The organism is Streptomyces sp. NPDC059003 (assembly GCF_042740445.1).
In the GTDB taxonomy this organism is placed as follows: Bacteria; Actinomycetota; Actinomycetes; order Streptomycetales; family Streptomycetaceae; genus Streptomyces.
The window spans coordinates 1-21,497 of the sequence record NZ_JBHYJH010000100.1; the positions used below are offsets into that span (position 1 = coordinate 1).

Consider the following 21,497-nt stretch of genomic DNA (forward strand, 5'->3'; position numbering starts at 1 on the left):
CCGCGGCCTCCACCTTGACAGGGTGGCGAGCACTCCAAACTGCTCCACAGGACCAAGCGTTCGTGCGAGAACCAGTCTCGCACAGGGTATTGCGTGCCCCCAACGGGATTCGAACCCGTGCTACCGCCTTGAAAGGGCGGCGTCCTGGGCCACTAGACGATGAGGGCTAAGAGGCCCGCCGTGGGCGCTTCGCAGCGCGTCGGGGACGTGAGAAGCATATGGGATGGGGGGAGGTATCGCCAAAACGGTTTACGGGGGCGGGGCCGGCGGGGGTGTGGAGGGCTCGGCCCCGGGCTGGTTCTCCTTGGGCAGATGGCGGCTGACCTCGGCCGTCGTGAGCCCGAGCCCGCCGAGTTTGATCTCGTCCCAGGCCTGCAGCCGCTTGGTGGCGCGGTCGAGGTAGAGCACGGAGGTCTCGACCGGATCGGGGTGCTCCCCTTCGACGGCGCGCAGCCCGCTGCCGCCGGTGGAGCCCTCGATGCGCAGCCGGGTGCCCTTGTCCATGACCTCCATCTCCTGGTGGTGGAGATGGCCCGCGAGGACGAGCGGCACGGCGCCGTCGGTCTTGCGCGCGGCCACCGGGTTGTGGGCGACGGCGATGTCGACGGGCCTGCCGGTGGCGGCCCGGGCGCGCAGGGCGGAGGCCAGGGTGATCCCGGCCACCTCCTCGGAGGGGTTGCCCTCCGGCTTGACGGAGCGGTCGGGCGTGAACTGGGGGTCGCCGATCCCGGCGAAGCGCAGGCCGCCCACCTCGACGGTCCTGCCGTCGTCCAGGACGTGGGTGTTCTTGAGTTTCTGCAGGTAGCGCTGGGTGGTGCGGGAGTCGTGGTTGCCGCGCACCCAGACATAGGGCGCGCCGAGGTCCTCGATGGGGTCGAGGAAGGCGTTCTCGGCGGCGGTGCCGTGGTCCATGGTGTCGCCGGAGTCGACGATGACGTCGATCTCGTACTGCTCCACGAGGGAGCTGATGATCTTCCAGCTCGCCGGGTTGAGGTGGATGTCGGAGACGTGCAGGAGGCGGATCGTGGAGGGGTCCGGCTCGTAGGCGGGGAGCGTCGACGTGACGTCGTACAGCTTGGTGACGTTGGTGACGAGGCGCGCGAGTTCCCGCTGGTAGACGTCGAATTCGCTGACGATGTTGCGGGCGTTGCCGACGACGGACGGCGCGCTGCTGAGCAGGCCGGAGAACTTGGGCTCCAGGACCGACTTCGGGTTCCACGTGGCGTACGCGACCGTGCCGGACGCCGCGAGCAGGGCGAGGGCGAGGCCGCCCGCGGCGAGGGCGCGGCGGGGGCGGCGGTAGACGGCGAGGCCGAGTGCGGTGGCGCCGCAGGCGACGGCGGCGCAGGACCGTACCGCCAGATTGAACGTGCCGTTCACGACGTCGTCCGCGACCTCCTCCTGGAGGCCCGAGATCCGCTCGGGGTGGTTGACCAGGGCCTCCGAGCGCACCGGGTCCAGACGGTCCACGTCGACGTCCAGGCGGATCGGCGCGGTGTGCGAGCGCAGCTCCAGGGCGCCGAGCGGCGAGACGTCGATCTTCGTGCCGCCGGTGAGGGACGGGCGCAGCTGCATCCGTGTCTCCATGGGGCCCACGGTCGTCCGCACGCTCCCGACGATCAGCAGGCCGAGCCAGGCCCCGAGCACGACGACCGTCACCAGGCCGAGGGCGCGGGCGTACGGGTGCGAAGGGCCGGTGGTGAGGTCGGGCAGGGGCCGCTCGTGACGGGCTCGGCAGGTCCGGGAGGCCCGGTGGGCCCGGTAGCGCTGGAGGAGAGCGCCGGGAGCCCCGCACAGGCTGCGCAGGTGCCGCAGAACGACCGTGACGTCGCGCCCCATTGGGCCCGTATGCCCATACGGAGAGGTGGCTATGCCTGCCGGTGATCCGCAGTCGACAATGGGCCTGTGCTGGAGATGACGCGCGAGGAGTTCGAGGAACTGGTGGCCGAGGCGCTCGACCGGATTCCTCCCGAGCTGACGCGGCTCATGGACAACGTGGCGGTGTTCGTCGAGGACGAGCCGCCGAGCGACGACCCCGAGCTGCTCGGGCTCTACGAAGGCACGCCGCTGACCGACCGCGGCGAGTGGTACGCCGGTGTGCTCCCCGACCGCATCACCATCTACCGCGGGCCGACGCTGCGGATGTGCGCGTCGCGCGAGGACGTCGTCGCGGAGACGGAGATCACCGTCGTGCACGAGGTGGCCCACCACTTCGGGATCGACGACGAGCGGCTGCACGCCCTGGGGTACGGCTGATCCCGGCACCCCGGAGCCCCGGGTCACGGCTCGGGTCACGGCTCGGGCGCGGGTGTGCCCGGTCCGTGTCCTCTTGTGGTGCGGGGGAGTTGGGCAGGGCGTCCCTTCCCCCCAGCGCCTCGGAGGTGCTCGGCCGTGCGCCATTTGTACGTTTCCGTCCGGTGGGCCGCGACCGTTGTGGCCGTCGCGGCGACCGCGGGCTGCATGAGCATCGGCGACGACGGGAGCGGGGGCCCCGCGCCCGCCAAGTCCGCCGGCGGACGCAGCGGGGCCGCCGCGCCCGACGGGGGGACCGTGACGCCGGGCGGCGACACCGGGGGCCGCCGGGACGCCGACGGCAAGGGCAAGGGCAAGAAGGACGGCAAGGGCAAGAAGGGCGACGGCAAGGACGGCGGCAAGGGCGACGCGGCCGACGGGCCCGGCGAGGACGACGCGTCGCCGGGCGCCAAGCCCCCGCGGGCGTCCGACGCCGCCGCGACCGCGGCCCCCACCAAGAACGGGCGCCCCACCCCGACCCGTACGAAGCCGGGGCCCCGGCCCACGCGGACCACGCCCCAGCCGGATCCGACCCCCGAGCCCCCCTCGCCGACCCCGGAGCCGCCCTCGCCAGAGCCGTCGTCGTCCGCGCACGGGGAGGCCGCGGGGCCCGCGGGGCAGGGGGAGCCGTCGCCGGAGGCGGGGCCGGCGTAGGGCGGGGGCGCGAGGTCGGGGGTTGCGAGGTCGGGGGCTGGAGGGCTGGAGGGCTGGGGTCGCTCGGGGTGGCGGCGAGGCCCGGTCGGGGCCGAGGTCAGGCTCGGTCGAGGCCGAGGTCAGGCCCGGTCGGGGTGGCGGCGAGCCCGGTCAAGGCCGAGGCCAGGTCGGGTCAGGGCGGAACCCAGGCGAGGTCAGGGCGCAGGTCAGATCCGGTCAGGGCGGAACCCAGGTCCGGTCAGGACGGAAGCGAGGCCTGGTCGGGGAGGGGCGAGGCCCGGACGGGGGCGGGACGGCGGTGCGGGCTCGCGAGGGTGATCGGCAGTCGGTGCGGGCGGGGATTACAGCCCGGTTATGGTGGGCGTTTGCCAATCGGGGTGGGGGGTGCGTATGGTGGTAGATCGTTTGATCCCATTTGCCCGGCCCTCTTGGTGGAAAAGCCACAGAAGAGCGCCGCGTGGCGCGTACTCTCCCTTGCCGTGGCTGACCGCATAGAGGCGGTCCATTGCGAAATCACGGAGTTGACGGGCGCGTGCCGAGACTCCGGAAGGTTTCGCATTTCGCATGTCCATTTCCAGTTCTGACCACGCCGTCCTGCCCGAGAACGAGACCGTCGAGAACGACGCCGTAGCGGCCGTCGTCGAGTCGGCCGAGGCCGTCGTCGAGACGGTCGAGATCGTCGAGGCCGCGGACGTCACCGAGGTCACCCCCGACGCCGACGCCGACGCCATCGAGACGGACACCGTCGAGGCCGACGCCGACGCCGAGCCCGAGATCACCTTCGGCGACCTCGGTCTGCCCGACGGCGTCGTCCGCAAGCTCGCGCGCAACGGCGTGCACACTCCCTTCCCGATCCAGGCCGCGACCATCCCGGACGCCCTGGCCGGCAAGGACATCCTCGGCCGCGGCCGCACCGGCTCCGGCAAGACCCTCTCCTTCGGTCTGCCGACCCTGGCGCGCCTCGCCGACGGGCACACCGAGAAGAAGAAGCCCCGCGCGGTCATCCTGACCCCGACCCGCGAGCTGGCGATGCAGGTCGCCGACGCCCTCCAGCCCTACGGCGACGTCCTCGGCCTGAAGATGAAGGTCGTCTGCGGCGGTACGTCCATGGGCAACCAGATCTACGCCCTGGAGCGCGGCGTCGACATCCTCGTCGCCACCCCGGGCCGCCTGCGCGACATCATCAACCGCGGCGCCTGCTCCCTGGAGAACGTCGAGGTCGCCGTCCTCGACGAGGCCGACCAGATGTCCGACCTGGGCTTCCTGCCCGAGGTCACCGAGCTGCTCGACCAGGTCCCGGCCGGCGGCCAGCGCATGCTGTTCTCCGCCACGATGGAGAACGAGATCTCCACGCTGGTCAAGCGCTACCTGGACAACCCGGTGACGCACGAGGTCGACGCCGCCCAGGGCGCCGTCACGACCATGACGCACCACATCCTGATCGTGAAGCCCCGCGACAAGGCGCCGGTCACCGCCGCGATCGCCGCGCGCAAGGGCCGCACCATCATCTTCGTCCGCACCCAGCTGGGCGCCGACCGCATCGCCGAGCAGCTGCGCGACGCCGGTGTGAAGGCCGACGCGCTGCACGGCGGCATGACGCAGGGCGCGCGCACCCGCACCCTCGCGGACTTCAAGGACGGCTACGTCAATGCGCTCGTCGCCACCGACGTCGCCGCCCGCGGCATCCACGTCGACGGCATCGACCTGGTCCTGAACGTGGACCCGGCCGGCGACCACAAGGACTACCTGCACCGCTCCGGCCGTACCGCTCGCGCGGGCCGCTCCGGCACGGTCGTGTCCCTCTCCCTGCCGCACCAGCGCCGCCAGATCTTCCGCCTCATGGAGGACGCGGGCGTCGACGCCTCGCGCCACATCATCAACAGCGGCGGCGCCTTCGACCCGGAGGTCGCCGAGATCACCGGCGCCCGCTCCATGACCGAGGTCCAGGCCGAGTCCGCGGGCAACGCGGCCACCCAGGCCGAGCGTGAGGTCCGCGACCTCACCAAGGAGCTGGAGCGCGCCCAGCGCCGCGCCGCCGAGCTGCGCGACGAGGCCGACCGCCTGACCGCCCGCGCCGCCCGCGAGCGCGGTGAGGACCCGGCGGCCGCCGTCGCCGAGTCCGCCACCGCGGCCGAGGCCGTCGCCGAGGCGGCCCCGGCGGACGCCGAGCCGGTCGCCGTGCCGGAGCAGGCGGACAAGCCGGTGGCCGAGCGCGCCGAGCGCCCGGTCCGCGAGGAGCGTCCGTCGTACGAGCAGCGCCGCCCGGCCCGCGACGAGCGCGGCAACTACGAGCGGGAGCGCCGCTCCTTCGACCGTGACCGTCGTGACGACCGTGGTGGCCGTTCCTTCGACCGCGACCGTCGTGACGACCGTGGCGGCTTCCGCCGTGACGACCGTCGCGACGACCGTGGTGGCCGTTCCTTCGACCGCGACCGCCGTGACGACCGTGGTGGCCGTTCCTTCGAGCGCCGTGACGACCGCGGTGACCGTGGTGGCTTCCAGCGCCGCGACGACCGCGGTGACCGCGGTGACCGCGGTGGGTTCCAGCGCCGTGACGACCGTGGCGGCTTCCGCCGTGACGACCGTCGGGACGAGCGGGGCGGCTTCCGCCGCGACGACCGCCCGTCGTCCGGCCACCGTGGCAGCGACCGCCCGTACAACCGCGACCGCCGCGACGACCGCCCCTCCGGCGGCTACCGCTCCGGCGGCCACGACCGCCCGTCGTACAACCGCCGTGACGACCACCGCAGCGGTGGCGGCTCCTTCGGCCGCCGCGACGACAAGCCGCGCTGGAAGCGCAACGGCTGACGTCCTGACGTGCTGACGGTCCGACGCATGACGTCTGACATCTGACGGTCCAGGAAAGCGGGTCCATCCTTCGATGGGCCCGCTTTCGCCGTGTTCAGGACATACTTCCGCTGCTGCTAGCATCCGAGCCGATTGATCATCATCAGGGGGGATCTCTTGGCTCGCCACGCCTCGTCGCGCGGCCGCGTCGCCATGGCCGCGACGCTCGCACTGACCGCAGGACCGCTCGCCCTCGCCGTGCCGTCGGCGGTGGCCGCACCGGCCGTCGCCGCGACCGGGCCGACCGACACCGTCATCGACGCAGGGGCCCGGATCGCGCCGCGCGACGAGACGCTGTACGGCGCCGGACGCACCGGGTACCTCCATCGCGAGGAGACGGACAACGGTGCCAGCGAGGTCGTCTGGACGGACTACGCGACGGGCCGCTCCCGCTCGGCGGCGTACTCCGGCGGTGGTGTGAACGGCTCCCTCACGGCCCGCTACGACCTGCAGGCCGAGACGGTGCACCTCACGGACCTGGACTCCGGCGAGTCCGTGCGGATCGCCGCGCCGTCCGGGCAGACGGTGTGGCGGGCCGGCGGCTTCACCGACCGCACCGCCGTGTCGTTCGCGTACGACCGTGCCGGCGGCACCGTCTCGTCACTGCACCTGCTGCGCGCCGAGGCCGACGGCACGGTGTCGGACCGGACCGTGACGGGCTTGCCCGACGGCGTGACCGGAGTGAACCGGATACGGGTGCAGGACCGCGACGGTGCCGTGCTCGTGGTGAACGGCCCCGAGGGCGACAGGGCCTTCCTGCTCGACTACCGCACGGGCCGACTGCAGCCGCTCTTCCCCGGCCTGACCGGCCACGACCAGCCGACGAAGTACGCACTCTCCGCCGACCGGGTCCTCGGCTACCGGCCCGACGGCGCTGTCGCCCACACCGTCGAGCGCGACGCGCCGGACGCCACGCCGAAGCGGACCACCATCCCCGGGCCGGTCGACTCCACCGGCACGCGCCGGGCGACGATGGCCCTCGCCGGTGACCACATCCTGGTCGTGCACGAGGAGACGCTGCCGAAGCGGTACGTGGGCCAGCCGCTGTACGCGGTCCGCATCGGCGGGAGCAGCACGACCCTGCTGGACCACGCGCGGACGACCCTGGCACCCGCCGCCGACGGCTCGGTGCTCGTCGTCGGCGGCACGGGCGCCACGGACTGGGCCGTCCGCAGGGTCTTGGCCAACGGGGCGGGCGAGGCGCGGACCACCGTCGTCCGCGAGGTCGAGCCGGTCCGTGCCCCGATCAACGGTCTTGCGCTCGGCGGCGGCAGGCTGACGGTGGCGCTCCCCGGTGGCGGCGGGGTGCGCACGCTCCGCGGCTTCGACCTCTCCGTCACGGGCGCCCCGAAGGTCGTCGCGGGCCCCGAGCACGTCTTCACGCTGTTCGACGGGATGTACACGCCGTGCGCGGAGGGTTCCGGGTGCGTCCGGCTGCACCCGCTCGGCAACGGCCGGGTCGCCTACGCCGCCGGTAAGACCGTGCACGAGCCCACCTCCCCGAACTCGTACCGGATGATCGCCCCCGGGGCGGGCCGCGTCGACCTCGCCGACGCCTCCGGCCGCTACACCCTGATCAACGAGCGGGGCACGAACCGGTACTACGTCGGGGACTCCGAGAACGCGGGCAGGGAGCCCATCGCCCACACCTTCACCGCCCGCTCGGCCGCCGTGTGGGGCACCAAGGTGTGGCGCCCCGGCAAGACCACCGGCACGGTCGTCTCGTACGACCTGAAGTCGCGGAAGACGAGCGCCGCCGTCTCCCTCGGCTCCCGCTGTGCGCCCAACGACCTTCAGGTGGCGGGGCGTTGGCTCTACTGGGCGTGCGCGGGCAAGGCCGGGGTGCGGGACCTGACGGCGAAGAAGAACATCACGGTGCCCAAGGGCGGCGCGGCCCTGCTCGGCGACGGCTACCTGGTCCGCCGCAACGGAACCCGCCTTGAGCTCACCGACTTCCGCAAGGGCGTGGCCCCGCGGAGCCTCGCCACGGTCCCCAAGAACGCGCGGCCCGGCGTGGACTGGACGGTCGACAAGTTCGGCGGCCACGTCGCCTACGTCGACGCCGACCAGCGCGTGCGGATCGTCCCGGTCGCGGTGGACCGCTCGCCCGTCACGTCGATCGAGTCCCGGACCGACCGCGAGGTGTCCGCCGCGGGCAAGGGCGGCACGTGGCAGGGCCACTGGCAGCTGTCCCGTCCGGCCACCGCGTGGAAGGTGACCTTCAAGGACGCCTCCGGCCGGACGTCCGGCAGCGTACGGGGCACCGCCCACGACGCCGCGTCGGTCACCGCCCGCTGGCACGCCCGCACCCCGGACGGCGCCAAGCCCCGCAGCGGCCGCCACACTTGGACCCTCACCGTGAAGGGCGCGGGCGACTCGGCCTACCGCACGGTGAAGACGGGCACGCTCGACCTCACCGGAGGCCGCTGACCCCCGCCCCGGCCGCCCGCCCCGACCCTCTGCCACGCCCCTTTGCCGATACCCGATCGGACTGCGGGGCCCCTCCCGCTATGCTCATGGGTGCGCCGACAGCGTGTCGGCGGGGACCGTTAGCTCAATTGGCAGAGCAGTGGACTTTTAATCCATTGGTTCAGGGTTCGAGCCCCTGACGGTCCACAAGGAAGACAGCCCCTGACCTGCGGCGGAAGCCGGAAGTCAGGGGCTGGTCTGTTCTTAGTGATCATTTGCTGGCCCCCTGCTGGCCCGAGAGGAACCAGCGAGGCGCGGGTCGTACGCCGGTGCAGTCCTGTTGTTGGGGTGAGCCCTGCCACGTTCGCGTGAGGTGTCCGGGAACAGGGCGTCCGGTGGTTTCCGCGGGCCTAGGGTTGGCGCCGGTTCGGCGGGGGCGCCTGCCTCCGGTCCCGTACGGCTCGCCCCGGAGGGTGCATGGGTTACCTGCGACTGCTGCGGCAGCGCTCCGTCCTGGTGCTGTGGCTCGCGCAGAGTCTGTCTGTCCTCGGGGATCGGCTGTACGCGCTTGCGGTCATGTGGGTCGTGTACGCCTCGACCGGTTCGGCGTCGCTCATGGGGCTGGTCGCGGTCGTCGAGTCGCTGCCCTACATCGTGCTGGGGACGGCGGGGCGTCACGTCGTGGCGCGGTTCTCGACGTTCGGGCGGCTGGCACGAGTCGACGCTGCGCGGGCGTTGGTCGCGGTCTCGCTGCCGTTCCTGTGGTCGCCGGACCCGTGGGGTGTGGCGCTGCTGCTCGTCGGTGTGCTGCTGCTCGGGAGCCTCGGGGCGCTGTTCGATCCGAACCTCGGCGCTCTGGTGCCCGACCTTGTCGCCCCTGAGCGGGTGCAGCAAGTCACGGGCCTGTTCGACCTAACGGGGCGTATCGCTCGGATCGCAGGTCCGGCGAGTATTGGCCTGCTCTTGCTCGCTGTCTCCGAGGCGCAGCTCTTCGCGCTGAACGGCGTGACGTTCGCGGTGTCGGCGGTGGCTCTCGGGTGGCTGGCCCGCCGGTACGCCGTGGCGGCCGGCGGGGGAGCGGTTGAGCGTCCGGGCAAGGCGCGGTCGGCGGTTCGCGCGTTGCCGGTGCTGCGGGCGCACCCTCGCGTCGGCCTGGCGGTTGGGCTGCACGGCGTCGCCCTGTTCTGCTCGGCCGTGACGGCGGTCGGCATGCCCGCACTGCTCGCCACCCGGTACGGCGCCGGGGCGGCCATCTACGGCCTCGTGACGGCGGCTGTGGGGGTCGGGGCGCTGCTGGGTAACCCGCTCGCCAGTAGTCGCCGTTCGGGCGGCTGGCTGGCCGTGTACTGCGGGGCCTGGGCGTTGCAAGGGGCTGCGACCGCGTGCATGGGGCTGGTGCTGAACCTGCCCGTCCTGCTGCTGCTCGCCCTGGTGAGTGGTCTGGTCACCCCGGCGACTAGCGTCACGCTGCGGGCGCACCTCGGCGCGTTCGCGCCCGCTGAGCGCCTGCGGCTGATGTCCGTGGATCAGACAGTCATCCGTACCGGCGGCACGGCAGGAATGCTGCTGCTGCCGTTCCTGGTCGACGTTTCGCCGCGCGGTGCGTTCGTAGCGGGCGGGGGCATTGTGGCCGCTTCAGCCCTGGCCGCGCTCTTCGCTTCCTCGCGGCTGCTCCGCCCCGATGCCGCCCTGCCCGTATCGGCGACGGGGCGAGGGCGGGCGATGGCGGCGGAGTAGCGGCGGTGCCTTGGCCGTGTGATGGCGCCCGATGGACGCCTATGCGCACTTGCCTTCTGCTACGGCTTCGGTCGATCCTTCTCGATCGCGCCGCGCACTCACTCCGACGCGCGCCTATCGCATCTGCCCCACAACCTGCTGTTCTCATTCCAGCCAGGGGGTGCAGTAGGTAATTTGGGCAGCAGGCAGCCTCGCGAGGCTGCCGCCCGCCGTGCGTCGGCCTCGCGAGGCGAGGGCGCGTGTCGCTCCCCTCCATGGGCGCCCTCACAGAGGCGCCCACTGGGTGCGGACTGCGGGAGATGTGCCCGCATCCCGGTGGGCGCCGGGCCGGAGCCGCTCTGTCGGCGGTGCGGCTCCGGCCCTGTCTGGTGGAGCAGTGCGGTTCAGGCGGCCGGAATGTCGTCGAGGACTTCGAAGTCGAAGCCAAGCCGTGGATGACGCAGCACCCACAGAGTGATGGGGCGGGTGCAGATCAATCGCATTCGCCCATGCCGACTGTCGGCACGACGGCGCACCACGGCCAGGGCCGCGAGCCCGGTCCCGTCGATGAACTGCACCGAGCGAAGGTCGACGAGGAGATCCGGTGACTCCCCGTTCAGCGACAGCATCAAGGCGCCGGTGAGCTCGGGAGCGGTCAGGACATCGATCTCGCCGTGCAGAGTGACCAGAGTGGCCGCTCCACACCGTTGCGAAGTCAGCAGGGAAACGTTCGGGGCCATGACGGTCCCTCGATCCTGTATCGCCGTACATTGGCGTCAACGTGGATCGAGGCAGCTTCACCGGGCCCCAGGCCGACACCACCAAGGTACCCCCCATCGGCCCCTCGTACAGGCCCAACAGCGTCCCAACCCAGCCCACTTCGAGAACCGCGCACCGCCCATCCCTTCCGTATCTCTCCGCCGCCCGGAGGGCGAAATCGAAACCGCACGCCTCGGCCCCTGCCGCGTGGTGCAGATGCGGCAGGGGCCGAGGGGCTTGCGGACGTAGCCACCCAACAGGTGGCCGATGCCGAGCGGCTACATAGACGGCTGCTCGGGCCTCCACTGGGCCGCCTCAAGCGCGAGCCAGTGCTCTACGGTGACGTTCTCGAAAGGGATTCCGATCTCGCCGTAGATGCGGGTATGCATGGCGCCGAACCAGGCCCCGCGCCGGTCGTCGAAGAACGCGCGGTCGTACCAGGCGACGCCGAGGATGATCGTCCCGCCGCCGTTCTCGTTGTCCGGGTCGGCCTCGAAGTACGTGCATTCCCAGTCCCAGAGCATCTGCTCTTCGGGGCGGGAGCGCAGACGGTCGTCGCTGTCTCGCAGGTGCGCGATGCACCGCTCGACGGTGGCGGCGTCGGGGCAGTAGTACCGGCAGTCGCTGAACGCGATGACCTTCTTACTGCCCCGGCGCGCGGGGTCGGCGTCCTCTCCGGTGAGGACGCGGACGCGGGTGATCGGTGGGGCGCTGGTGTCGAGGGTGGTCACGGGTGGTGCTCCTCTCGATCTCGGGTGGTGCCTTGTGGGTCACCAGTCCGACCCGGTGAGCGGGTACAGGCTGGGGCTGTGGGGGCCGCTCGGGCGGATCGCGCCGGGAGCGACGTAGCGGATGTTCAGGCCGATGCGAGCGCCGACGGTCATGTTGCTGTCCGAGCGATGGATCGTCCGGACGTCCATCAGGCAGGCTTGTCCCGCGTCGAGCGGCAGCCACACACCCCGTTCGTGTGGGGTGTTGGGCATGCCCTCTACACCGAGCGCCTTGCCGCGCCGTGCGTCACTCTCCTCGCGGCCGTAGTCGAGGTATCCGGTGGCATGCGAGCCGGGGATCACTTGCAAGCAACCGTTGATGGTGGTCGCGTCGGTCACGGCCAGCCATGCGGCGACGGAGAGTTCGGGGTCGAGCTGCATGCGCGGGTTGGTGCCGTCCTGGTGCCACGGCACCGGGAAGTCGCGACCGGGCCACTTGATCATCAGGAACGTGTTCTCGACGGCTACCGAACCGCCGATTGTTTCCTGTACGACCCTGAGCAGGTCCGGAGAGCGCACGGCATGTGCGGCCCAGTCGCACCGCAGGTGTGCGTCGCGTACGACCTCGGTCTGCGCTGCCCGGTGCTCGGCGATGATCTCGGCGGCACGGGCTCTGGCGCGACTGTTCGTGTTCCATTCCAGACCGGTGCGGTAGCCGCTCTCCCCGAGCGGGCTCGGCCCGGCGCAGTGGACCTCTTGGCCGAGAAGCGGGCTCGCGATGGGTTCGTGCATGTCCCCCCTCTTCCTTGTGCGATGGGTCCCGTCCCTGCCGGTCTTGCGACCCGTGAGGGAGCACGGTGGATGACTGCGGCAGGGACGGAAGCTGTGTTGGCTATCTGCTGCCTTCGCGTCGCTTGCCTTTGGCGCGGCAGTCCGGGCACTGGCACGGTGGAAACCGACTCGTCATGAACGGCATGTCGTTCTCGCCTGGCCTCACAGCGACGACGCTGCGTTCCCTTACGAATTGACCGGTCTTGCCGTCCACTTCGTACACACGCATCGTCATGCCCATGGGGGACCTCCCGAGGGTTAGGCCGTGGTCGAAGCGGTGAAGCACCAGTGCACTGCTTTGCGCGTCGTTGCGGGCGCCGAGGGGGCGGACGTTTGGGCGGACGTTTTTGCCAGCGGTCCTTGGGCCAAGTCACTACCGTGGGCAGACGACGCGCGGTCGCGAGGGGTAGCGCATGACGGGCAAGGTCACGAGCGGCCTGGCCCGATTACGGCGGGCCATGGGGCACACGCAGGCATCGTTCGTAAAGATGTACCTGCGGGAGGCGATACGCCTTGGCCTCGACGCCTCCTTGAGCGTGCGGCAACTACGGCGATGGGAAAGGGAGACGCCACCGCCGCTTCCCCATCCGAGCCAACAGGCCGTACTAGAAGCCGTATTTGGTGTCCCCCTCGCGGAAATGGGGTTCGTCGTCCCTGCCCATCGTTCGTCGGTTGCGGCGCCTATCGGCGACTCTGGAGATGTGAAGCGGAGAACGTTCGTTGCCGACACGGGCGCCCTCGCCGCGGCGGCACTTGTTCCGGCCCGGGTGGGGCCGCGTATCGGCACGGCTGACATCGGTCGACTGCGCGCTCGACTGGACGCGCTCTATCAGACGGACCACACGGCGGGCAGCGTTCCGGCGATGAAGAAGGCGCACCGCATCGAGGGAGAAATCACCGGGGCCCTCGGTTCGGCTTCGTACACCTCTCGCGTAGGTCGTGAGCTACAGACCATGCTTGCTGAACTGCATGGCCATCGGGCTTGGTACGGCTATGACGGCGGGCGCATCGATGAGGGCCGTGCTTCGTGCATGGAGGCACTCGCAGCCGCACAGCTCGTCGACAACCCCCTGCTGCAAGTCTCGGTCCTGGAGACCCTCGTACTGCTCGCCGTCAAAGCAGATCGGTCCTGGGAGGCAGCGAGCGCCGTAGAGAACGCCTATCGCCTCGCCACCCGAGCGGGCGCAGGGGCGACCGTGCACCTGGTCATCGCACTCCGCGATGCCAACGTCGCAACCCACACCGGAGACCTGCCCGGAGCGCGCCGCGCCCTGAGTCGAGCGGTCAGCTATCAGAGCCGCACGGACACCGACGCTGAGGTGCCCAACTGGGCGCAGTTCGTCGGCCCCTTCGAGGTCGACTACGCCACGGCCGACATGTACGTACGGGCGGAGCAACCGAAGCGTGCCGTGCCGTTCCTGCGGGCTGCCGTGCGCGGGATCGGTGACGACCTGGCCCGCAACAGCGCTTCGTACCGCGTGAAGCTTGCGGGTGTACTGCTCGCTGCTGGGGAAGTCGAGGAGGGGTGCGCGGAGATGAGCGCCGTTCTGGACGCGTGCGGCGGCATTTCCTCGCCCCGCTTGGCCGGCAAGCTGCGCGAGTTCCAGCGCGCCGCCGCTCGCATCGACAGCAGAGCGGCCCGGGACTGCGCGTCGCGCATGCGCGAGACCGTACGAGGGAGCACGGAATGACGCAGAAAGCGACCATCGACGTAGAGCACGTGGACGGCCCGCAGGCAGCGCAGGCCGAGGCGGCGTTCCGCTCGGTCTACGCCGAAGCGTTCGCCGAACCGCCCTACAACGAGGGCGAGGACGACATCGAGGCGACGTTCCGCCGCTTCCGCTCACAGACCCGTAAACGCACCTTCCGCGGCACCCTCGCCCGCACTGACGACGGCGAGCCGGTCGGTATGGCCTACGGCTACCTCCTCGGCGCCAATACGGGGTGGTGGAGCCAGCTCACCACGCCTGTGGATGACGACATGCGGCGCGAGGACGGACGCCGGACCTTCGGGCTCATGGAACTTGCCGTACGAGCGAACTGGCGGGGGAGCGGTATCGCCCGGCGGCTGCATGACGCCCTGCTCGACGGCGTCGAGGCGGAACGTGTGCTGCTGAACGTCCATCCGGAGAGCAAGGCTGCGGTAGCTGCCTATCGAGCACGGGGGTACCGGAAGGTCGGAGAGGCGCGCCCCTGGGAGGGCGCTGAACCTCACGACGTGATGCTGCTCGCCTTGCACTGACCCCCTGCCCGCCGGAGCGTCAGGCGTCGCCCTCGGCGGGGTCCTCCGGTCCCTGCACAGCCACGTACGTGCCGCGCCCCGGTACCGCGTACACGAGTCCTGCCTCAGCGAGGACGGCGATGGAGCGGCGGACCGTCGGGCGGGAGAGCCCGTACTCGTCGGCGAGGGCGTTCTCACCAGGGATGGCGCGGTTGGACTTCCAGTCGCCGCGCTTCACGCGCGCCCGCAGAATCCCCGCGAGCTGCTCGAACGGCGCCTCGGGCGCGTCGCGCTCCACCTGGTCATCAGGCCCGTACTCCATGTACCGACGGTATCCGGCCGATTCCGGAGCGGCTCTCCCTGACAGGGTCATACAAGCCTTTACAGGCTTTTACAGGTAGGGCTAGGTTCGGCCACGAAAGACCCCCGCGACGCGGCGAACGTCCGGGGGCGTGGCCCATCAGCTAACTAGGAGCTGACGAACGTGACCGACCTTATCGCGCGCCTTGTGGCACGCCTGCTGTGCTTACTGCTGTTCCCCGCCGACCGGACGCGCCGCGCCGCCGTGGCCCCGGAACCGGTGCGCGCTCCCGACTCGCAGCCTGAGTGCAAGAGCCCGTATGCCCGCGAATCGGCCGAGGGGCGGCCGTTCGTGGACACGATCAACCCCGTGCGCCCCTATGTCCTCACGCAGACGCACAGGCGGCCGACGGACCCCAAGCGTGCGGAGCAGGCGCAGCACCGTTGGGAACTGGAGATGCACGCGCGAGGCTTCGACGTAGGCCCGACCGTGATTCACGGGGTGCACGTCGGCTCCGGTGCCCGCACGGTCCGGGTGGCGGTGGGCGCGTGAGCCACGTTGTGTGCTGCCGCTGTGAGCGGGCAACGGTCGCCCCTGTCGCCGTGCGTCATATCGAGCGGCCGACCGGACCCGGTGTGACGCTGTACGCCTGCCCCGACTGTGCCCCACACCTGATCCCCGGCCCTCTTCCCCTCGCCGTCGAGATGGCCCCGCCGAGACACGGCTGACCCTGTCGCCCCTGCCCCGCCCGGGTTCGTTCCGGGCGGGGCTTCGTCGTTCCCCGGGGCACGGTGCGCGCTGCCGGGCGCCTACGCGACCTGTCGGGCGGCGTTCTGGTCGGCGAAGCGGGCGGCGATGGCGGAGCGCAGTCCGTCGCTGCCGTCGGCGGTGCCGGTGACGGCGCGGCGCAGTCCGGCGACCGTCTCGCGTAGGCCGGGCTCGGCTTCATCGAGGTCGAGGCGCAGGCGCAGGGCGGCGCCTTGGTCCTTGGGCAGTTTGTCGACGAGGGCGCGGTCGATGGTGCGCAGCAGCGGGGCGGGGTCGGCCTCGGTGAAGTCGGCGGCGGCCATGCCTTGAGGCTTAGTGCGCTGGGCGGCGAGGTAGGTCGGCAGTTCCGTGCGGAGCGCGTGCAGGGTGTCGAGGTCGGCGCCGTTGATGATGTCAGCGGTGCTGCGGCCGGAGTCGAGCAGGGCGCGGGCGCGGTTCCAGGCGCGGCCCTGGCGGGTCTCGGCGAGCAGTTGCTCGGCGGCCTCCCGCGGGGCCGGTGCGGCTGTGTGGTCGGCGTAGGCGCGGATCTGCTTGCCCGCGGTGGTCGTTTCGCGCTCGATCTTGTCGAGGTCGGCGGCGGCCTGCTCGCGTGCGGTGCGCTCCATGTCGGCGCGGCGGCGGGTGTTGGCCTCGTCGGTGAGGTCCGGGTCGCGGAAGGTACGGGCGGTACTGAGGGCGGTGTCGAGGCGGCGGCGCAGTTCTCGGAGATCGGTCGAGCGGGCGCGGCGCACGGTGGCGAGGGCGAGCTGCGTGTCGACGATGCTGCGGCCGTACGCGGGGGCGGTCATATGGCGGGCTCCCATCGGTCGGGTGATGGCGGTCAGTAGAAGCGGACGTGTACGGGCTGGCCGTGCTCGTCGAGGGGGAGGGCGCGGGCGGGGCGCATGGTGTGCAGCTCGGCGTACCGGCGCAGCGCGTCGACCTGCTCGCGGTGGGCAGCCGGGGGCCCGTTGGGGGCGTCCTCGATCGTGATCGTCTGCCCGGCCTGTGCGGCCTGCTCGCGCAGGTGGCCGAGCCATCGGCCGTTGTCGGTGTAGAGGACGCCGTCGACCCACCACGGGGCGGTGTGCACCATGCCCCGCTCGCCCATCGTGGGGTGGGTGCTCACGGGGCCGGAGCGGGCATCGGGTGCGGTGACCTTGCGCCACGGGATCTTGCGGTCGTCGGGAGTCTGGTCAACCCACTGGGAGCGGTCAACGCCGGTCGAGTTCACGGGCTTGGCCTTCCTGACGGCGGGCGGGGTGTGGGTCATGCGGCGGCTGCACGGTCGGCGAGTGTGTCGAGCGGCGGGCGCAGGCTGCCGCGTGCCCGGTGGGCCTGCTCGCTGATCGGGGCACGGGTGAACCCGTCGTGTCCTGCGCCCCGTCGGATGATTGGGCGCAGGTCGTCGAGCAGGACGGCCAGGCGCGCGGCGGACCCGTCGGCGTGCAGGGGGTTGCCGTCGCCGAGGTCGACGCTGGCGCCGCTGACCCCCGCGTACCAGCGGGGTGCGGTCGGTGAGGCGGGCGGGCCTGCCATGTCTTCGGGGCTTCCCGCGCACTGCGGGGCGCCTGCGCTCTTGAGCAGGTCGGCGGCCTCGGTGAGGGAGTCGTCGAAGGCATCGGATGCCGTGATGAACGCGGCGAGCGCGTCGCGCGCTGCGGCGTACTTGGCAGCGAGGTCCTGCGGGGCGTGCTCGGCGAGCAGGGCGAGGGCGCGCTCGGTCTTGCGGCGGCGCTTGGCCTCGGCGGCCTTGGCGGCAGCGCGCTCGGCCTTACGTGCTGCGGCCTCGGCGCGCAGGCGGGCGAACCGTCCGAGTTCGCGGGCCTCGGCGAGCTGCGCCGGGGTGACGTCCTCGTCCCCGTCGCGTACGCGTTCCTCCATGGCGGCGAGTGTCTGCTCGGCCTCGGCGGCGTGCTGCTCGGCCTGGACGACGGCGGGGGCGGCCTCGGGCCGGTCGGCGGTGGTGGTCGTGGTGTCGGTCACGGTGCGGTGTCTCCTCGGTGGTGGCGGTAGTGGTTGAGGGCGGCGCGGTCGATCGCCCACACGCGGGCGCCGACTCGCTGGGCGGGCAGTTGGCCGGTGGTGATCAGGTGCCGTATCCAGCGCGGCGAGCACTCCATGAGTGCTGCCGCCTCGGCCACGGGCACCCTGACCGTGCCCGGCTCGGGCGGGGTGCTTCCGGTAGCGGCGGATTCGAACGGCGCGGTATCGGATTCGAACGCGGGTGGGTGGTCGGTGTGTTGGGCGGCGGCTTGCAGCTCGACGAGCAGGCGGCGGGCGGCGCGGGAGAGTTCGCCCCCGTCGGTGCGGGCGCGGGCGTCGAGGTGCGCGAACAGGATGCGCGCCACCTCCCCCGCCACGGTCGGCGGCACGATCACCGACCCGTCTGCGCGTCGCAGGCTGCGCCCCGGCGAGGGGGCGCTCACGCTGCGCCCTGTGCGTCGTGCTGGGCGACGGTGGCGCGGGCGAGCCGCACGGCGAGGCTGCCGAGCATCGAAGTTTCGCTGTCGTCCGCCACGCGGGCCAACAGCCGTAACTCGCGCGATGGCTCGGGGCGTTCGGCGGCCGTGGCTCCCTCGTCCTGGTCCTCGTCGTCGAGGCGGTCGAATGCCTCGGCGACGGCGTCGAGCACGGCCCCGACAGGCAGGGAGGCGGTGCGCCCGTTGATGAGGGTGAACGTCCAGCGGTCGGCCCGGTCGGCGTTCTCCAGTGCGGCGAGGCGGTCGGCGATCGTGCGGCGGCGTCGGGTCATCGGGCATCGTCCTTGTCGGCGGTTTCGAGGGCGGCGAGGCGCTGTTCGAGGTCGAGGGATTCACGGAGCGAGAGGCAGGCGTCGAGCAGGGTCCGGGCGGCCTGGACGCGGGCTTGTCCGCGCTCGTTGTCGAGGGCGTCGACCAGGGCATCAACGGCCTTGGTCGAGGCCGCAGCCAGACGGCCAACGGCCAGGTGCAGCAGCTCGGTTCGGGAGTCGGTGACGTCCTGCCGGAACTCCGGATCGTCGAGCCATCGCAGGATGGTGCGGCCGGAGACTCCGGCGGCTTTGGCGGCTTGCCCGGTCGTGCGGCCCTGGGCAAGGGCGAGCACGGCGGCGGGGCGGCGGGTACTGGTCAAGGGTTCAGGCTCCAATCGGCCTCGCGCACGCGCGCGAGACGCGGAACGTCGCGGATGGACATACGGGAATCGACCGCGCGCCCACGGGGACGGCGCCGGGGAAGAGAGAGGCGACGGGGACCGCGCAGGGCATCGGGGCGCTGGGCGTTGTCGCTGGTGAGGGGCGGGGGTGTAGGGGTGTGCAGGGCTTTCCGGTGATCCCTGTACACACCCGCGTAAGGGAGTTTCGGAAACCCCTACACAGCCCTACACTCCCGCTGGTCAGGGCGGGTCGTCGTCGGTGCCTGCGAGCATGAGGCCGAGGTAGAACTGTCCAGTGCGGCGGCGGGTCTTTTCGTGGCCGCGCTTGGTCATGGATTCGGCGAACGCGGCCTCGTTGCCCGGCTGTTCGCCGCTGGCGTGGCACCACGTTGACCATGCGGTGAACAGGTCACGGGCTTTGACGGCGCTGTGCGGGTTCGTGAGCGTCCGCTCGTCCAGGAAGCAGGCCAATACGTCACTGTCGGCCTGGTATGCCGCTGTGCGGGCGCGTACGGCCTCGGGCGGGTTCAGGCCCTGGGCCTGGTAGGCGCGCCATCCCTCGTACGCCCACGCGAGCACCGCCGGGGCCGCGCTCTTGAGACGGTCGGGCAATCCCGGGTCGCGTTCCGCCTCGGGGATCACCACGTCGAACGGCACGACGTGGATGCGGCGCCAGATGGCGGGATCGTCGCCGGACACCTGGGGCAGGAAGTTGGTCAGCATGACCAGCGTGTGCGAGGGGTCGAAGGTGATCGGGTTCTTGTGCATGAGGTTGGCCTCGATCGGGTCGCCACCGACGAGACGCTTCATGGTCGCCTCGGCGAAGCGACGGCCCTTCTCGGTCTCCGAGCAGAACGCCAACCGTGCACCGCGCAACCGCATCTTGAACGCGCCGTGCCGCTCGTGCTTGGACTCCATCAGGATCGCCGGGTCGACCTCGATCGCGTAGTCACCGAAGGCGGCCATGACCGCATCGCGCAGCGTGCCTTTCCCGTTGGCCCCGGTGCCGGTGAAGATCGGCATGACGTGCTCGCGGACCTCGCCCAACATCGCGTAGCCGAACAGGCGTTGCACGAAGGCGCGCACCTCGGGATCGGGCAGGATGCGGGTGAGGAACCCGTGCCATTCGGCGTCGTGCTCGGCGGCGACCGGTCCGCCGGCCACCTTGGTCAGCAGGTCCGCGCGGTCGTTGGCGCGCACCGTGCCGGTGCGCAGGTTCACGGTTCCCGCCGGGGTGTTGAACAGGTACACGTCTGCGTCCAGTGCCCGTGACGGGGTGGAGATCGGCGGCAGCGCGGAGGCGATCCGCACCATGCCCTCAATGCCGGTGGCCGTTTCGGCTTTACGTACGTCCTTGAACAGGGCGGTGCGCTCCGGTCCGTCGAGCCGGTCGAGTTCGCCAAGGGCAGCCTTGATGGTGGCGACGGCGGCCTCGACGTCGGCGCGCTGCTCGTCGACCGCCCACCGCGCCCCGTCCCAGCAGTGCCAGCCGATGCCGTGGACGTAGCGCAGGTGGTCGGCGTGCTCGGCGACGAAGCGTTCGGCCATGCGCAGGTGCCCGCGGTGGCGCTCCGGTACCGACACAGGGGCGGGCGGGGCGGTGCTCGCGCGCGCGGGCGTGAGGGCGACCGGTCGCGCGCCCTCGTCGACCAGGTCGTACGGGGGTGGGGTGATGAGCATCCGTACCGCCGGATCAAGCGGCGGCGGCCCGTCGTGCGGTATGGGCGGGTCGGGGTGGTGCGAGGTCACGCGCAGACTCCTGGGGCAGTTGGCGGGGGCGGTCGAGCTGGCGTCCGTCGGGGGTGAGAGTGCGCACCCATCCGGGCTGTCCCGGGATGGCGATGGGTGGCCATCCGGGCGTGGCGGTCACGGGACGGGCGGGAGCCGACGGGGCGCGGCGGCGGGCGGCGAGTTCGTCCTGTGTGGGCCGACGGGCAAGGCCGCCCACGATCGTGCGGGCGTAGGTATTGGCGTCCGCACTTACGTGGGCGAACCATTGCTCGGGGTCGTGTGTGAGCAGGTGGTCGAGCCACGCCTCGCGGGCAGTGTGGCGGCGCCATTGCTCGGCGGCGGTGAGGATCGCGGTGGCCCGCTGCGGATCGGAGGCTCGGAGCACGGACCAAGCAGGGCTGCCGTAGTCCGGAGCCTCCGGGGCGCCGAGGGCAGTTACCTGCGCCGACGCCCACAGGGCGACGGCGTCGTGTTCGGTGGCTTCGGGAGGAGCGGGCGGAACTCGGGGGCTGAGGGGGAGTTGGGGCGGGGTCAGGGCGCCTCCCCCATCGAGGGGACAGCGCCGGAGGGCTCCTCCCCGAGACGGGGCTCGCTGCTGTCAGGGCATACCCGTAGCAGGTCGAGCAGTTCCGCCGTGGCGACGCGGTAGGCGGAGCCGAGTCGGAGGAGTCGTACGGGGAACTCGTCGCGCTGAGCGAGCTCGTAGGTCTTGGTTCGGCCGAGGCCGAGGGCCCTGCCTGCCGTGGGCAGGTCGACCACGGCAGGCAGGGCGAGCAGCTCGTCGCGAGTCAGGGCGCGGGACATGACGGCGGCTCCTCTTGGGCGGTGGTGGGGAAGTCGAGAGCCGCGGCCCAACGGAGAGCGACGGCCGACCGCGGTGCGGTACGCCCGTTCTCCCATCGGGACAGGCTCGACGGTGACGTGTCGATCGCTTCGGCGAGTTCACGCAGCGAGACACGGCGCTTCTTGCGGATCGTCCGGGCGTCCCCACAGGCAGCGAGATGACGCACCGAACTGACCCGTCGGAGTTCATCGGGGGTCACCCGAGTATCGAAACACTTTTCGAGTCCGTTGCGCAACAGTTATCCGAGCTGTTGCGCAACGGGGCTCGTTCGTGTTGCACTTCTGGTGCGGCGCGGGGACG

At 71.6% G+C, this 21,497-nt stretch carries 23 protein-coding genes and 2 tRNA genes; 9 read left to right on the plus strand and 16 right to left on the minus strand.

All coding sequences use genetic code 11. The features are described from left to right. Nucleotides 1-94: 94 nt before the first annotated feature. A tRNA-Glu gene (locus ACFWZ5_RS29220) sits at nt 95-167 on the minus strand. An 82-nt stretch (nt 168-249) separates the two neighbouring features. Next, the gene (locus ACFWZ5_RS29225) at nt 250-1,839 is read right to left on the minus strand and encodes a metallophosphoesterase (protein WP_384794390.1); all 1,590 of its coding nucleotides are present in this window, start codon (nt 1,837-1,839) and stop codon (nt 250-252) included. A gap of 66 nt (nt 1,840-1,905) precedes the next feature. Here ACFWZ5_RS29225 and ACFWZ5_RS29230 point away from each other — a divergent pair, with 66 nt between their 5' ends. The 6 genes from ACFWZ5_RS29230 (at nt 1,906) to ACFWZ5_RS29255 (ending at nt 9,939) form a co-directional block, all read left to right on the plus strand. Further along, nucleotides 1,906-2,256, plus strand: coding sequence for a metallopeptidase family protein (locus tag ACFWZ5_RS29230; RefSeq protein ID WP_192918148.1), 351 nt, complete (start codon nt 1,906-1,908; stop codon nt 2,254-2,256). A 135-nt stretch (nt 2,257-2,391) separates the two neighbouring features. After that, nucleotides 2,392-2,946, plus strand: coding sequence for a hypothetical protein (locus ACFWZ5_RS29235; RefSeq protein WP_384794393.1), 555 nt, complete (start codon nt 2,392-2,394; stop codon nt 2,944-2,946). A gap of 564 nt (nt 2,947-3,510) precedes the next feature. After that, nucleotides 3,511-5,754 (plus strand): DEAD/DEAH box helicase, encoded by a 2,244-nt coding sequence (locus ACFWZ5_RS29240; RefSeq protein ID WP_384794396.1) that lies wholly within the window; start codon nt 3,511-3,513, stop codon nt 5,752-5,754. 156 nt (nt 5,755-5,910) lie between these two features. After that, nucleotides 5,911-8,223 (plus strand): hypothetical protein, encoded by a 2,313-nt coding sequence (locus tag ACFWZ5_RS29245; RefSeq protein WP_384794398.1) that lies wholly within the window; start codon nt 5,911-5,913, stop codon nt 8,221-8,223. A gap of 113 nt (nt 8,224-8,336) precedes the next feature. Further along, a tRNA-Lys gene (locus ACFWZ5_RS29250) sits at nt 8,337-8,409 on the plus strand. Between the two features lie 270 nt (nt 8,410-8,679). Then, nucleotides 8,680-9,939, plus strand: a complete 1,260-nt coding sequence (locus ACFWZ5_RS29255; protein WP_384794400.1) for an MFS transporter — start codon at nt 8,680-8,682, stop codon at nt 9,937-9,939. 383 nt (nt 9,940-10,322) lie between these two features. Here the strand turns inward: ACFWZ5_RS29255 and ACFWZ5_RS29260 are convergent, their stop codons facing one another. From ACFWZ5_RS29260 to ACFWZ5_RS29270, 3 genes are all read right to left on the minus strand, one after another. After that, the gene (locus ACFWZ5_RS29260; RefSeq protein WP_384794402.1) at nt 10,323-10,658 is read right to left on the minus strand and encodes an STAS domain-containing protein; all 336 of its coding nucleotides are present in this window, start codon (nt 10,656-10,658) and stop codon (nt 10,323-10,325) included. Between the two features lie 297 nt (nt 10,659-10,955). Then, complete coding sequence (locus tag ACFWZ5_RS29265) at nt 10,956-11,408, minus strand: hypothetical protein (protein WP_384794404.1); 453 nt, start codon at nt 11,406-11,408, stop codon at nt 10,956-10,958. Between the two features lie 39 nt (nt 11,409-11,447). Then, entirely contained in the window at nt 11,448-12,179 is a 732-nt protein-coding gene (locus ACFWZ5_RS29270; protein ID WP_384794406.1) for a phytanoyl-CoA dioxygenase family protein, read from the minus strand. A gap of 452 nt (nt 12,180-12,631) precedes the next feature. Here ACFWZ5_RS29270 and ACFWZ5_RS29275 point away from each other — a divergent pair, with 452 nt between their 5' ends. Together ACFWZ5_RS29275 and ACFWZ5_RS29280 are read left to right on the plus strand one after the other, a co-directional pair. Continuing rightward, nucleotides 12,632-13,909, plus strand: coding sequence for a hypothetical protein (locus ACFWZ5_RS29275; protein ID WP_384794408.1), 1,278 nt, complete (start codon nt 12,632-12,634; stop codon nt 13,907-13,909). Beyond that, the gene (locus ACFWZ5_RS29280; protein ID WP_384794410.1) at nt 13,906-14,460 is read left to right on the plus strand and encodes a GNAT family N-acetyltransferase; all 555 of its coding nucleotides are present in this window, start codon (nt 13,906-13,908) and stop codon (nt 14,458-14,460) included. Before ACFWZ5_RS29275 ends, ACFWZ5_RS29280 begins: the two co-directional genes overlap by 4 nt. Before the next feature lie 19 nt (nt 14,461-14,479). Here the strand turns inward: ACFWZ5_RS29280 and ACFWZ5_RS29285 are convergent, their stop codons facing one another. Next, the gene (locus tag ACFWZ5_RS29285) at nt 14,480-14,761 is read right to left on the minus strand and encodes a GntR family transcriptional regulator (RefSeq protein WP_384794412.1); all 282 of its coding nucleotides are present in this window, start codon (nt 14,759-14,761) and stop codon (nt 14,480-14,482) included. Nucleotides 14,762-14,923: 162 nt separating this feature from the next. Here ACFWZ5_RS29285 and ACFWZ5_RS29290 point away from each other — a divergent pair, with 162 nt between their 5' ends. Further along, nucleotides 14,924-15,292, plus strand: a complete 369-nt coding sequence (locus ACFWZ5_RS29290; RefSeq protein WP_384794414.1) for a hypothetical protein — start codon at nt 14,924-14,926, stop codon at nt 15,290-15,292. A gap of 257 nt (nt 15,293-15,549) precedes the next feature. Here the strand turns inward: ACFWZ5_RS29290 and ACFWZ5_RS29295 are convergent, their stop codons facing one another. The 10 genes from ACFWZ5_RS29295 to ACFWZ5_RS29340 all read right to left on the minus strand — a co-directional run bounded on the left by ACFWZ5_RS29295 (nt 15,550) and on the right by ACFWZ5_RS29340 (nt 21,396). Further along, complete coding sequence (locus ACFWZ5_RS29295; RefSeq protein WP_384794416.1) at nt 15,550-16,296, minus strand: hypothetical protein; 747 nt, start codon at nt 16,294-16,296, stop codon at nt 15,550-15,552. A 32-nt stretch (nt 16,297-16,328) separates the two neighbouring features. After that, nucleotides 16,329-16,760: a hypothetical protein gene (locus ACFWZ5_RS29300; RefSeq protein ID WP_384794418.1), complete on the minus strand. Its 432-nt coding sequence runs from the start codon at nt 16,758-16,760 to the stop codon at nt 16,329-16,331. Then, complete coding sequence (locus ACFWZ5_RS29305; RefSeq protein WP_384794420.1) at nt 16,757-17,473, minus strand: hypothetical protein; 717 nt, start codon at nt 17,471-17,473, stop codon at nt 16,757-16,759. Before ACFWZ5_RS29305 ends, ACFWZ5_RS29300 begins: the two co-directional genes overlap by 4 nt. Then, a complete protein-coding gene (locus ACFWZ5_RS29310; RefSeq protein ID WP_384794422.1) occupies nt 17,470-17,916 on the minus strand; it encodes a helix-turn-helix domain-containing protein in 447 nt (148 codons plus the stop codon). The genes ACFWZ5_RS29305 and ACFWZ5_RS29310 overlap by 4 nt, the downstream gene beginning before the upstream one ends. Next, complete coding sequence (locus ACFWZ5_RS29315; protein WP_384794424.1) at nt 17,913-18,242, minus strand: hypothetical protein; 330 nt, start codon at nt 18,240-18,242, stop codon at nt 17,913-17,915. Before ACFWZ5_RS29315 ends, ACFWZ5_RS29310 begins: the two co-directional genes overlap by 4 nt. Further along, a complete protein-coding gene (locus ACFWZ5_RS29320; protein WP_361838199.1) occupies nt 18,239-18,601 on the minus strand; it encodes a hypothetical protein in 363 nt (120 codons plus the stop codon). Before ACFWZ5_RS29320 ends, ACFWZ5_RS29315 begins: the two co-directional genes overlap by 4 nt. Nucleotides 18,602-18,862: 261 nt before the next feature. Beyond that, on the minus strand, nt 18,863-20,371 hold the full coding sequence (locus ACFWZ5_RS29325; protein WP_384891545.1) for a phage/plasmid primase, P4 family: 1,509 nt from the start codon (nt 20,369-20,371) through the stop codon (nt 18,863-18,865). Further along, nucleotides 20,316-20,738 (minus strand): hypothetical protein, encoded by a 423-nt coding sequence (locus ACFWZ5_RS29330; protein WP_384891548.1) that lies wholly within the window; start codon nt 20,736-20,738, stop codon nt 20,316-20,318. The genes ACFWZ5_RS29325 and ACFWZ5_RS29330 overlap by 56 nt, the downstream gene beginning before the upstream one ends. 146 nt (nt 20,739-20,884) lie before the next feature. Further along, nucleotides 20,885-21,157 carry an integrase gene (locus tag ACFWZ5_RS29335; protein WP_384794429.1) on the minus strand — a complete coding sequence of 91 codons (273 nt, stop codon included), beginning with the start codon at nt 21,155-21,157 and terminating at the stop codon, nt 20,885-20,887. Next, a complete protein-coding gene (locus tag ACFWZ5_RS29340) occupies nt 21,142-21,396 on the minus strand; it encodes a helix-turn-helix domain-containing protein (protein WP_384794430.1) in 255 nt (84 codons plus the stop codon). The genes ACFWZ5_RS29335 and ACFWZ5_RS29340 overlap by 16 nt, the downstream gene beginning before the upstream one ends. Nucleotides 21,397-21,497 lie beyond the last annotated feature (101 nt).